Below are 12,026 nucleotides of genomic sequence, written 5' to 3'. Positions count from 1 at the left end.
TGGTCACTGATAACTGATAACTGGTCACTGGTCACTGATAACTGGTCACTGATAACTGATAACTGATAACTGATAACTGGTCACTGGTCACTGATCACTGTAATCGAGTCTTCTCCTACTACCCAGACTTTATTTTCTTTCATTTGAATAATAAAAACGCGATCGCCGAAATTGAAATGCCTGGTTTCATCGGTTACAGCAAATAAATCCAACATCGATCCTTTAAGATTAACTCGCACTTTTCCTCTACTGCCACTATCAAAAGGAATTTCTACCGTGCCATAAAGACCTACTATATCTTCAGGTTTAATTAAACTATCTACAATTTGTCGTCGTCGCCAAAAGTAAATAAACCATACTATCAATGCACCAACAAAAATCCCAATAGTAATGGAAAGGATGGCAACAACCAGGAGGAGATAATTCATTGGTTTAATATTCTCAGCTTATGAAATAGAAACCTCGCTTGATTGTAAGTCCATCTTAATTACAAAGAAACAGTAATCGCCATGCTTTTGTACTTTTCTTAATACAGAAATATTACGTAAAGGATTATTTCTAAGCTTTAGTTTTTGATTAATCAGAAAAAAGATAAGTTAAAACAATTGTTATTCAATACTAAATTTATTTGGTTTAATTGATATAGCGGTTCTCAGATTAATGAGATACAGTTTATTTTCCTGGTTGAGCATTGAGACCTACGATAATGCGCTTCGCTTATGTTAATGGTTGATTATTCATTCCTCATAATTAGTAATTAGTAATTAGTAACTGGTAATGGTGTACCTCACCAAGAGCGAGAAAGGTTATAAAACGTCCTAATTTAAGAGGTCTAGATCGGCAGAACTAGCGAAAATTCTTTTATTAGTAGCTAAAATTGTCATGAGAATTAAAAGTTTAATAAATAAGGGAGCAAACACTAAACTAAGAAACAAGCAAATTCCCGCTACTAACCCCGCACCTAAAGCCTCAATTTCTTCAGTAAGTTGAGCTTGAATTGTTAACGCAACTATTCCTAAACTAAAGGAAATTAACAAAGGAATCAACATTTTACTTACCTCAATAGCATCTAAAATAATATAGGTTTGTTTTTCCACAGCTATGCTTAGGTAAAGTAAATAATGATCGGGAAAAAATTGAGAAGAAAATATATAACGAGCAAAATCCTCTCTTGTTTAACTCTGAAAAACCTTAATTATAATAACAGCGATCGCTTGTTCTGAAAAACATAAAAAATAACTTAGTCAAGCTATAAAAACAAGAGAAAATTGGCTGATAACTTTAAATATTTAAAAAAAAATAGACTCAAATACAAATATCTAGGTAAAATATTTCAAAATTATATATCAGATAATTGGTATTGCTGGTATTCTTTTAGAGATAGTGGATTTTTGGCTTAATTCTACTAAACTAACCGAAAAAATCGATTTTTACCGAATTAGGATATTCTCATGATTCGATTACTGGTGGCAGATGACCAGAATTTGATTAGACAAGCTCTTGAAGTTTATCTGAGAGAGGAGAAAGATCTTGAAATTATTATTAGTGTTGATGATGGAATGAAAGCTATTGCAGAAGTAGAAAAGTTGCGTCCTGATGTCGCACTGATCGATTTGGAAATGCCAGGAATAGATGGATTAACAACTACCGAAATTCTTACTCAACGTTTTCCTGATACTAAAGTTATAGTTTTAAGTAGTCATGATAATCAAGAATATATCTACAAAGCATTACAATTTGGAGCTAGAGGATATGTACTTAAAACTACTCCTGCTCAAGAATTAGCTAATGTTATTCGTTCAATTTATCAAGGTTATTTGCAATTAGGACCAGGATTACATGAAAAAATTTTTCCTAATTTAACTCAACACGTTTCTTCTGAAAAAAACCTTAAGATTTTAGAACAAAATTTAATTTATCATTTTGAGGAAATTAAGCAAGAATTTAAACAAGCTTTAGAGTTAGAGTATAACGATATTTGGAAAAAACTTACCGAGCATATAGATCAAGAAGCTAAACAAATAAGAAACGATTTACAGTTAGAAACAAGAGTAAGTTTAAATGGAATTAAACAAGAAGTAGAACAAGGATTAAAAATATTTCAACAGAAAGTTGTTAGGCAAATGGAAGATGAATGGTCTAATCTCAAAAAATATCTTGAAAATCAAGGATTAGACTCTAATAACTTTCAAGAACAAAAGATGATGAGAATGCAGTTAATTCAATTAAGAGAATCTCATCAAAAGTTTGAAACTAAATTAAAAAATTTATATAAAATGTTTTTGTTTAGTGGTTTAATTTTTGGAATAGCTTTATTAATATCGTCTTCTTTTTAAATATTCAATAAAATTATTATTAATTAAAACCAATTATTTAAGAAATTATCATGAAAGTAGCAGTTTTTAATACTAAAGCTTACGATCAAAGCTTTTTTAATTCTAGTAATGAAAAATATGGACATAATTTACAATTTTTTGAATTTGCTTTGAATCCTCAATCTGCTACTTTAGCTTCAGATTTTCCCGTAGTTTGCGTGTTTGTAAATGATTTAATTAATCGTAAAACTATAGAAATTTTAGCTCAAGGAAAAACTCGCTTAATTGCTTTACGTTGTGCTGGTTTTAATAATGTAAATCTCAAAGCAGCACAAGAATTTGGAATTGGTGTAGTTAGAGTTCCTGCTTATTCTCCTTATGCAGTTGCCGAACATACTATTGCACTAATGTTGACTCTTAATCGTCAGATTCATCGAGCTTACAATCGAGTTCGAGAAGGTAATTTTTCGTTAAATGGATTGTTAGGTTTTGATCTTCATGGTTGTACTGTAGGAATTATAGGAACAGGAAAAATTGGGAGAATTGTTGGTCAGATTTTAACAGGATTTGGTTGTAAAATTTTGGCTTACGATCTATATCCCGATCAAGAATTTGCTCAAAAATATGCCCAATATGTATCTTTAGACGAGTTATTTGCTCAAGCTAATATTATTTCTTTGCATTGTCCTCTTACTCCTGAAACTTATCATCTCATTAATCAAGAAGCAATTACAAAGATGAAATCAGGAGTAATGTTAATTAATACTAGTCGCGGAGGATTAATTGATACAGAAACAATTATTGATGGTTTAAAGTCTCAAAAAATTGCTTATTTAGCTTTAGATGTTTACGAACAAGAAGAAAATCTTTTTTTTGAAGATTTGTCTAATGAAGTTATTCAAGATGATACTTTTCAAAGATTATTAACTTTTCCTAATGTAATTATTACTGGACATCAAGCTTTTTTCACTAAAAATGCCCTAGAAAATATTGCTGATACTACTTTAGCTAATATCACCGATTTTGAGCAAGGAAAATCTTGTCCTAATGAAATTAAACATTTTTAAATTAGTTAAGTTTGGATGTTAATGTTTTTTGCGATCGCTGTGTAGTTATCAATTAACCTAAATAAATTATCTATGTAAAGACTAGACTTGTTTTTTGGTAATTTAACCTGATTTTAAAATTTTTAATCTACTTTGAGCAATCAAAATAATTAAAATATATCTGAACTACCTTGAAGTAAAATTAGTTAAGTATTTTTTTGAAATTAATATTTGTTTAATTTACGATTATTGCTCGTTTAAGATAGTTTAAAAAATACAACTGTTGATAGATGTTTAGCTGAGATGAATTAGCTAAAAAAAGTAATCTATTAAACAAATAAACAAAAATAATAAATATAATTAGTAAATTCTCAAGGCTTAATTATATTATTTGAATTATATAGTTATAATGAACAAAAAAATAAATTGAAGTTCAGCAATATTCATTGAAATATATCAATGAAAATTAATCAAAATATTTAAGAAAAAAAATTGCGGTCTTGGTAAAGTTGATGCCCTAAGCGAGAGTTTAGTTTCTTAGTCGCGATCAGATTGGCTCGCTGCCAAGCAGAGCAGATTTAATTAACATCACGTCATAGTAAGACAGCTTTTTTTAGGTTGAATTGACCATTTAATCAAATCCAAACTAATTTTATGACCAAAATTGAGGAAAACTCTACAACCTAAAATTTTCAAACTTCCCCTAAGAAAATATTTATGGCGAGATTCAGCTTGAAACTACAAAATCAACAAAATTAATTGTAGGAGTAATTAATCATGACATTCACACCAACTAAACCAACTTTTGCTTCGGCAAAAGATTATTTAAATCCCGAAGAAATTCAAAAAATTAATGCTTATTGGCGCGCAGCTAACTATCTTTCCGTAGGACAAATTTATCTTTACGATAATCCTTTACTCAAAGAACCCTTAAAACTAGAACATATTAAACCAAGATTATTAGGACATTGGGGAACAACACCAGGGTTAAACTTTATTTACATTCATCTCAATCGCGTAATTAAAGCCCAAGATTTGAATGTAATCTATATTGCAGGTCCCGGTCATGGTGGGCCAGGTTTGGTAGCCAATACTTATTTAGAAGGAACTTACAGCGAATACTACCCCAACATTGCTCAAGATGAAGCAGGAATGAAAAAACTCTTCAAACAGTTTTCCTTTCCTGGTGGTATTCCTAGTCATGTTGCCCCTGAAACACCTGGATCGATTCATGAAGGAGGAGAATTAGGTTATGCCCTTTCTCACGCTTATGGGGCTGCTTTTGATAACCCTGATTTAATCGTCGCAACTGTTGTTGGAGATGGTGAGGCTGAAACTGGGGCATTAGCTGCTAGTTGGCATTCCAATAAATTTCTTAATCCCGTTATTGATGGGGCTGTTTTACCGATTTTGCACCTTAATGGTTATAAAATTGCCAATCCTACTGTTTTAGCCCGTCTTAGTCATGAAGAATTAGAAAGCCTCTTGATTGGCTATGGTTACAAACCTTATTTTGTCGAAGGTTCAGATCCTGCCGATATGCACAACTTGATGGCAAAGACACTAGACACAGTTATTGCCGAAATTAAAGAAATTCAAACCGATGCCCGTCAAAATGGTTTTACCAAACGTCGACAATGGCCGATGATTGTTTTACGTAGTCCCAAAGGTTGGACAGGACCAAAAGAAGTAGATGGCAAAAAAACCGAAGGTTCATGGCGATCGCATCAAGTGCCTTTTGCCGATTTAGCAGGTAATCCAGACCACATCAAACTGTTAGAAGATTGGATGAAGAGTTACAAACCAGAAGAACTCTTTGACGAAAACGGAACTTTTCTCCCTGAACTTGCTGAACTTGCCCCCAAAGGTACTAGAAGAATGGGAGATAATCCCCATGCTAATGGCGGTATTTTGTTAAAAGCCTTAAAAATGCCAGATTTTAGGAATTATGCAGTTGAAGTCAATCAACCAGGTAAAATTACGGCGGAATCAGTTCGTCAGATGGGTAATTTTCTGCGAGATGTCATCAAACTTAATCCTCGAAACTTTCGTTTGATGGGACCTGATGAAACCGCTTCCAATCGCCTTAGTTCAGTCTTTGAAGTCACCGAAAGAGTTTGGACAGCAGAAATAATTCCTGAAGATATTCATCTTTCTTCTCAAGGAAGAGTGATGGAAATTTTGAGTGAACATACTTGTCAGGGATGGTTGGAAGGCTACTTATTAACTGGTCGTCACGGCTTCTTTTCTTGTTACGAAGCATTCATTCATATTATTGATTCAATGTTTAACCAACACGCCAAATGGTTAAAAACTACCAGTCAAGAAATTCCCTGGCGTAGACCAATTGCCTCTTTAAATTATCTGCTAACCTCTCACGTCTGGCGACAAGATCATAACGGTTTTTCTCATCAAGATCCAGGTTTTATCGACCACGTAGTTAATAAAAAATCAGAAATTATCCGCGTCTATCTTCCCCCTGATGCCAATACTTTATTATCTGTTACCGATCATTGTTTGCGGAGTCGTAACTACGTCAATGTGATTGTGGCAGGAAAACAACCAGAATTACAATATTTGGATCTGGATGCAGCCATTAAACACTGTACTGCTGGTATAGGTATTTGGGAATGGGCAAGTAACGATAAAGGTAGTGAACCTGATGTTGTGATGGCTTGTGCAGGAGATGTGCCAACTTTAGAAACTCTAGCTGCGGTAGATTTATTGCGTCAGTATTTCCCTCAATTAAAAGTTAGGGTAATCAATGTGGTTGACTTGATGACTCTACAACCTGAAACTGAACATCCTCACGGTTTATCAGACAAAGATTTTGACTCGATCTTTACTACCGACAAACCGATTATTTTTGCCTATCATGGTTATCCTTGGTTAATTCATCGTTTAACATATCGCCGTACCAATCACAAAAATCTTCATGTTCGAGGATACAAAGAAGAGGGAACTACTACAACTCCCTTTGATATGGTGGTACTTAACGATTTAGATCGTTTCCACTTGGTTGCAGATGTGATTGATCGCGTTTCTCATTTGGGTTATACTGCTGCCTATGTTAAGCAAGAAATTCGCGACAAATTAATTGAACATAAGCATTACGTCACTAAATACGGAGAAGATCTGCCAGAAATTCGCGACTGGATTTGGCCTTATTAAAGATTAAATTAATTTATAGCGTTTATCAGTTAGTAATTACTAATTACTAATAAAGCAATCAAAAAAATACCAGCGATCGCGTCGCTGGCTTTTAAATTGTTGTTGTTGTCGTATAATCCTGGAGAAATCCTAGCTGCGCGTTCCTTTCGATTGGCAACTATTGAAATTTCCTAATAAGAATTGTAACAGTAGATACGATAAATTGTAAATAAAAATTAAAGGTAACTCTGTCAAATTTGTTATACTAAAAGTTTTTTACTTTGTTGCGGACGACCCCAAATCACTGTTTCCCGCTTGTAGATTGCCATTCCAGGTTTCGCTCCTTTTGGTTTGTAGACGTTTTTGGGTTCAGTATAAACGACTGGAACTTGTTCGCTTTCTCTTGCTTGACTATGATAAGCAGCTAAATCAGCAGAAAATTGTAAATCAGCTTGATCGGGTACTGCACCTGGTTGAAGTCGCAGTAAAACATGACTACCAGGAATTTCTTGAGTGTGAAACCACAGATCATAATCTCCAGCTATACGGAACGTCAATTGTTCGTTTTGACGATTATTTCTACCTACCCATAATTCAAAACCCGAAGGTGTTGTATAACGATAGGGTTGGGAATCTTGATCGACTGAACGGTTTGGTTGTCGTTCTGTTTGTAAATACTCTTGTTGAATAAGTTCTTCACGTATTTCAGTTAGGGTTTGAAGATCGGCAGAGTTTTGATAATTTTCTATTTGATTCAGAGCAGTTTGAACTTGTTGTAAATAGTTAATTTCTGACTCCACAGCTTCTAACAAGGGTTGAACAGTAGTTTTTGCTCGTTTGAGTTTCTGATGGTTTTTATAGAGAGATTGAGCATTTTGAACGGCATTTTTTTCTGGATTAAGAGGAATTTTAACTGGTTCACCTGTAGCAAAATCTGCCAAAGTAATCGACTTCATTCCAGGTTGCCATTGCTGAAGATGCGCCATCAATAAATCAGCTTGGGAACGATATTCTTCAGAACGATCCGATTGTTCGAGACGTTGACGAAATATATCTGCTTTTTGTTGAAGTTTTTTGAGAAGATTAGTGATTTTCTGGCTTAATTGGTGTTTAATCTGCTGAAATTCTTGTTTTTCTAACTCCTGAGTATAATATTTGTCTAAAATATGATGAATATTATCGGCAGTTGCTAAATCTTGCCAACCAAGAACAGTGTAACCATCTTGAAACCAAGCAGGTTTAAAAGCAGAAGTAGCTAAAGTTTGTAACCACTTTTGCCAATATCTAAATAACTGTTGCCAATCAGAAGAGTGTAAACTTTCCGTTGTTTGTTCTGGAGACAATTCCGCTGCTGCAATTATTTCGGAAGCAACTTTAGGACTTAAACCTCGATAAGAATTAAGTAACTGTCGTTGGAGTTTACCAGGAATTAAACTTACTCTAGCTTGCCAACTTGACTTCGATTCTTGCAATTTAGGTATCGTTCCCGTTAAAGGTGGTGGTATTTGATAAGGTTGTCCCGTTTGAATTTGACGCAGACTAGATTGGTTAGCATTAACTTGATGAGCAGCCGTTACAATTTGTCCACTAGCATCAACTAGAATGACGTTACTATATTTACCCATAATCTCGACATATAAATGCCATAAAGGTTCTTCTCCAGGACGTTGAGCAAATTGCAAATCTAAGACTCTTTCCCAAGGTGCAAGATTAACAATTTCAATCAAAGCCAAACCATTGAGTTGATGTCGTAATTGATCGCTAAAGGTAAAGGTATCAGGAACACGAGGAGGAGGAGAACCAAGACAAATTCTTGCTGCTTGAGGATGCCAACCAATAGTCAACCATTTTCTAGTTTTAAGATTACGGAGAGCAAGATTAATTGTATAGCGATCGCGTTGATAAACTTGTTCGATCCTCGCTGGTAACCAATTACTTTTAAGATCGCTGCTAACAGCTATTAAGGTGGTATAGTCTACAGGTTGCATAATAATCAATCAAAAAAATCAATCATTAGCAATTTAACAGGTTCAAGCATTGAGTTTGCTGGCGTTGGTAAAAGATTGTACTTAAGGCGGTAGTAAGAAAAACTGAAAAAAAGCTAAAAATTAGTTAAATATCATTGTTTATATGACTTTTAAGCTTGTAAAGCTGGATTTTTATCTATAACATTATGATTATATTTTCTCAATTGCCTTCATTACAGTTAATGGCAGTTCAAAATTATGGATATACAATTAATCAATATTGGTTTCGGAAATATAGTCTCGGCTAATCGAATTATTGCTATTGTCAGTCCTGAGTCTGCACCAATTAAGCGGATTATTACTGAAGCGAGAGAACGAGGACAATTAGTAGATGCTACTTATGGTCGTCGAACTCGGGCAGTAATTATCACTGATTCTTCTCATGTGGTATTATCAGCAATTCAGCCAGAAACTGTAGCACACCGCTTTGTGGGTAGTAAGGACACCCAAGCTAATAGCAATTAAAAAATGGTAGCAGGAAAACTCATTGTCATTACAGGTCCTAGTGGTGTCGGCAAAGGAACAATTGTGCGATCGCTCCTCCAACGACACCCTGAGATTTATCTCTCAATTTCAACTACAACCAGAAAACCCCGCCTTGGGGAAATCGATGGCAAAGATTATTACTTTGTTAATCAGTCTCAATTTGAGGCGATGATACATCGAGGAGAACTACTAGAATGGGCGGAGTATGCAGGTAATTATTACGGTACTCCTAAAGTAAAAGTAGAAGAGCAAATCCAGCTTGGTAAATTGGTTCTGTTAGAAATTGAATTGCTAGGAGCTAGAGCGATCGCAAAAATTTTTCCTGCTGCCCAACGTATTTTTATTTTGCCTCCTTCTTTGCAAGAATTGGAACAAAGAATTAGAAAACGCGGAACAGATTCAGAAGAAGCTATTATTCGTCGTTTAAGTAGAGCAAAAGAAGAAATAGCAGCCCAAAATGAGTTTAAGCATTGTCTAGTCAATGACGATCTTAAGGCTACAATTCAAAAAGTTGAACAGCTAATTTTTGAAGAGTGTACAGACGTTTCATGTTCCTGAAGGGTGCGAAGCAACGTCTCTACTGGGAACTGATTTAGTTACAATCAAAACAAACCGCAATAAAAAAAACTTCATGATTCCTACAGTTATTGAAAGTTCTGGTCGTGGCGAACGCGCTTTTGATATTTATTCTCGTCTGTTGCGTGAAAGAATTGTCTTTCTCGGACAGCAAGTTGATGACGATATCGCCAACTTAATAGTTGCGCAGTTACTCTTTTTAGAAGCCGAAGACCCAGAAAAAGACATTTATCTTTATATTAATTCTCCTGGTGGTTCGGTTTCTGCTGGCATGGGAATGTTTGATACCATGAATCAAATTCGTCCTGATGTCTGTACAATTTGTATTGGGTTAGCTGCTTCAATGGGTGCATTTTTACTAAGTGCAGGTGCCAAAGGTAAGCGCATGAGTTTACCCAATTCGAGAATCATGATTCACCAACCTTTAGGTGGCGCACAAGGACAGGCTACAGATATTGAAATTCAGGCAAAAGAAATTCTCTATCTCAAACAAAAATTAAATCAACATCTTGCCGATCATACAGGACAGCCTCTGTCAAAAATTGAAGAAGATACCGAAAGAGACTTCTTTATGTCTGCTGAAGAATCAAAAGAATATGGTTTAATCGACCAAGTTATTAATCGTCGTCCTTCGGCTTCTAATCCTCCTGCTAATTAGATTGAATAAAGATTTTTAATTAATTGTCGGTCTTGTTTCAAACAGCAAGATCGATTTTTTTGCTCAAGTTTAAATTCTTTGTGCTTCCTTCTTATCATCATCATAAGAACCAAATAAAGCATCTAAATTTGATCGAGACTGAAGAATTTGAGCCAATTGAGCGATCGCTAAAAATCAATACCTTCTTAATTAGTGCCACAATTTTACTCGCTCCCATCGTTGCTTGGTTCTATCATGAAGACCGACTTACAGGAATGATTGTAGCTTTAGCTTTCGGAGCTTTTAGTCTGTGTCTGGCCTCTGCAACATAAGTCTTTATTAAAACGACAGATGCGTTTTGGGACTTTAACTGTAATTGAATTAATGGCGTTATTGTTGAGTGCGCTAGTTGCGATCGCTGGCAACAACACTATCCCATGATTTACGCTTCAATCGATCACTCAGTAAAAAAATAAGAGCAAATTATTTTGTATTTTTGAGCTTTTTTAATAGTTGAAGTGTTCTATCATCTCGATCGCCATGAAAATACCGATCAAGGACACGAATAAATATAGGCTCTGCGGAAACTTCAGAAAATAATGTCATAGACGATTTAAGTTTGAGATCATCAGGATAACCAAAGATTTCTGAAACTGTTTTTCCTTCAATGGCAACAATCGTATTTGCACATTCCAAAATTCTCGCTCCTAAAACTGGATGATTAAGATAGGCGATCGCTTCTTCGGGGCTTTTTATGGCGTAATATTTTGAAGTTGTACTTTGAGCTAATCCGTCAAGCTGAGGAAATGTGTACCACATCCAATGCGATCGCTTGCGACCATTTTTTAACTCTGCCAAAACGCGGTCGAAAACTTGGTTTTGTGTGTTGATGAAACGATTTAAGTCAAAAGGATCTTGTTCGCTCATTTTGGTCACTTGTTTTTACCATTAATTGCCCACAATTAACTATAGTGTTCCAGAAAATCTAAAGCTTTTTTTCTAATCTCATAATATTCTTGAGAATTTTGTAGCGAGGCGCGATCGCGGGGATGGTCAAAAGGTACAGTAATAATTTCTCCAATTTTTGCTTCCGGACCATTAGTCATTAAAATAATGCGATCGGACATATAAATTGCTTCGTCTACATCGTGGGTGATCATCATGACTGCTTGTCGATGATTTTCCCAAATTTCTAGTACTTGTGCTTGCAGTTTCCTTTTAGTTAAAGCGTCTAATGCTCCAAATGGTTCATCCATCAGTAACATTTTCGGGCGAGTAATCAAAGCACGGGCAATTCCTACCCTTTGTTTCATCCCCCCAGAAAGTTCATCAGGATATTTATCGGCAGCAGCAGTTAAATTAACCATTGCAATATGCTCGTTAACTAAACTGACTTTTTCGGCACGCGTAGCTTTTTTTAAGACTTCATCTACTGCCAAACGAATATTTTCTCGTACAGTTAGCCAAGGTAGTAGGGCATAGCTTTGAAAAACCATCATCCTTTCTGCACCAGGCTTACGAATTTCTTTTCCTTCTAGAGTTACCATTCCAGAGGTTGGTTTATCTAAACCAGCAATTATTCTCAATAAAGTCGATTTACCGCAACCAGAGTGACCAATTACGGAAATATATTCTTCTGCACCAATCGTTAAATTAATTCCATCAAGAATTACCGTCCGACTACCATCAGGTTGAGGAAAAGATTTAACTAGATTTTCAATCACTAAAAATTCTTCTGAATTGTAATTAGTAGAGGTATTACTAGTAAAAGTGCTGGAATAAAACATAG

General features: G+C 35.0%; 12 protein-coding genes. 7 read left to right on the top strand and 5 right to left on the bottom strand.

What is annotated here, in order from left to right:
• Window positions 1-80: 80 nt before the first annotated feature.
• Window positions 81-428 (bottom strand): hypothetical protein, encoded by a 348-nt coding sequence (locus STA7437_RS10160; RefSeq protein WP_015193294.1) that lies wholly within the window; start codon window positions 426-428, stop codon window positions 81-83.
• Window positions 429-818: 390 nt separating this feature from the next.
• Window positions 819-1,097, bottom strand: a complete 279-nt coding sequence (locus STA7437_RS10155) for a hypothetical protein (RefSeq protein WP_015193293.1) — start codon at window positions 1,095-1,097, stop codon at window positions 819-821.
• Between the two features lie 354 nt (window positions 1,098-1,451).
• On the opposite strand from STA7437_RS10155, the gene STA7437_RS24840 reads away from it, so the two are divergent.
• From STA7437_RS24840 to STA7437_RS10140, 3 genes are all read left to right on the top strand, one after another.
• A complete protein-coding gene (locus STA7437_RS24840) occupies window positions 1,452-2,336 on the top strand; it encodes a response regulator (protein ID WP_015193292.1) in 885 nt (294 codons plus the stop codon).
• 50 nt (window positions 2,337-2,386) lie between these two features.
• Window positions 2,387-3,382, top strand: coding sequence for a 2-hydroxyacid dehydrogenase (locus STA7437_RS10145; protein WP_015193291.1), 996 nt, complete (start codon window positions 2,387-2,389; stop codon window positions 3,380-3,382).
• 756 nt (window positions 3,383-4,138) lie between these two features.
• The gene (locus STA7437_RS10140; RefSeq protein WP_015193290.1) at window positions 4,139-6,532 is read left to right on the top strand and encodes a phosphoketolase family protein; all 2,394 of its coding nucleotides are present in this window, start codon (window positions 4,139-4,141) and stop codon (window positions 6,530-6,532) included.
• A 239-nt stretch (window positions 6,533-6,771) separates the two neighbouring features.
• Here STA7437_RS10140 and STA7437_RS10135 read toward each other — a convergent pair whose 3' ends face one another.
• Window positions 6,772-8,499: an Rqc2 family fibronectin-binding protein gene (locus STA7437_RS10135; protein WP_015193289.1), complete on the bottom strand. Its 1,728-nt coding sequence runs from the start codon at window positions 8,497-8,499 to the stop codon at window positions 6,772-6,774.
• A 237-nt stretch (window positions 8,500-8,736) separates the two neighbouring features.
• Between STA7437_RS10135 and remA the strand changes: the two genes are divergently transcribed.
• The 4 genes from remA to STA7437_RS10115 all read left to right on the top strand — a co-directional run bounded on the left by remA (window position 8,737) and on the right by STA7437_RS10115 (window position 10,569).
• Window positions 8,737-9,003 carry an extracellular matrix/biofilm regulator RemA gene (gene remA / locus STA7437_RS10130; protein ID WP_015193288.1) on the top strand — a complete coding sequence of 89 codons (267 nt, stop codon included), beginning with the start codon at window positions 8,737-8,739 and terminating at the stop codon, window positions 9,001-9,003.
• Between the two features lie 3 nt (window positions 9,004-9,006).
• A complete protein-coding gene (gene gmk, locus STA7437_RS10125) occupies window positions 9,007-9,582 on the top strand; it encodes a guanylate kinase (RefSeq protein WP_015193287.1) in 576 nt (191 codons plus the stop codon).
• Between the two features lie 22 nt (window positions 9,583-9,604).
• The gene (gene clpP / locus STA7437_RS10120) at window positions 9,605-10,258 is read left to right on the top strand and encodes an ATP-dependent Clp endopeptidase proteolytic subunit ClpP (RefSeq protein WP_171815473.1); all 654 of its coding nucleotides are present in this window, start codon (window positions 9,605-9,607) and stop codon (window positions 10,256-10,258) included.
• Between the two features lie 128 nt (window positions 10,259-10,386).
• On the top strand, window positions 10,387-10,569 hold the full coding sequence (locus tag STA7437_RS10115; protein ID WP_150109053.1) for a hypothetical protein: 183 nt from the start codon (window positions 10,387-10,389) through the stop codon (window positions 10,567-10,569).
• A gap of 151 nt (window positions 10,570-10,720) precedes the next feature.
• Here the strand turns inward: STA7437_RS10115 and STA7437_RS10110 are convergent, their stop codons facing one another.
• Together STA7437_RS10110 and STA7437_RS10105 are read right to left on the bottom strand one after the other, a co-directional pair.
• On the bottom strand, window positions 10,721-11,164 hold the full coding sequence (locus STA7437_RS10110; RefSeq protein WP_015193285.1) for a DUF1810 domain-containing protein: 444 nt from the start codon (window positions 11,162-11,164) through the stop codon (window positions 10,721-10,723).
• Between the two features lie 35 nt (window positions 11,165-11,199).
• On the bottom strand, window positions 11,200-12,024 hold the full coding sequence (locus STA7437_RS10105; RefSeq protein WP_015193284.1) for an ABC transporter ATP-binding protein: 825 nt from the start codon (window positions 12,022-12,024) through the stop codon (window positions 11,200-11,202).
• Window positions 12,025-12,026 lie beyond the last annotated feature (2 nt).

Origin of the sequence: Stanieria cyanosphaera PCC 7437 (genome assembly GCF_000317575.1) — a bacterium.
Lineage (GTDB): Bacteria > Cyanobacteriota > Cyanobacteriia > Cyanobacteriales > Xenococcaceae > Stanieria > Stanieria cyanosphaera.
The sequence above is the reverse complement of the archived record's forward strand: the minus strand, read 5'-3'. Positions and strand labels throughout refer to the sequence as shown.

Coding starts and splice junctions, on each gene's coding strand:
- STA7437_RS10160 (WP_015193294.1), bottom strand. CDS start 428: ATGAATTATCTCCTCCTGGTTGTTGCCATCCTTTCCATTACTATTGGG.
- STA7437_RS24840 (WP_015193292.1), top strand. CDS start 1,452: ATGATTCGATTACTGGTGGCAGATGACCAGAATTTGATTAGACAAGCT.
- STA7437_RS10145 (WP_015193291.1), top strand. CDS start 2,387: ATGAAAGTAGCAGTTTTTAATACTAAAGCTTACGATCAAAGCTTTTTT.
- STA7437_RS10140 (WP_015193290.1), top strand. CDS start 4,139: ATGACATTCACACCAACTAAACCAACTTTTGCTTCGGCAAAAGATTAT.
- STA7437_RS10135 (WP_015193289.1), bottom strand. CDS start 8,499: ATGCAACCTGTAGACTATACCACCTTAATAGCTGTTAGCAGCGATCTT.
- remA (WP_015193288.1), top strand. CDS start 8,737: ATGGATATACAATTAATCAATATTGGTTTCGGAAATATAGTCTCGGCT.
- gmk (WP_015193287.1), top strand. CDS start 9,007: ATGGTAGCAGGAAAACTCATTGTCATTACAGGTCCTAGTGGTGTCGGC.
- STA7437_RS10110 (WP_015193285.1), bottom strand. CDS start 11,164: ATGAGCGAACAAGATCCTTTTGACTTAAATCGTTTCATCAACACACAA.
- STA7437_RS10105 (WP_015193284.1), bottom strand. CDS start 12,024: ATGTTTTATTCCAGCACTTTTACTAGTAATACCTCTACTAATTACAAT.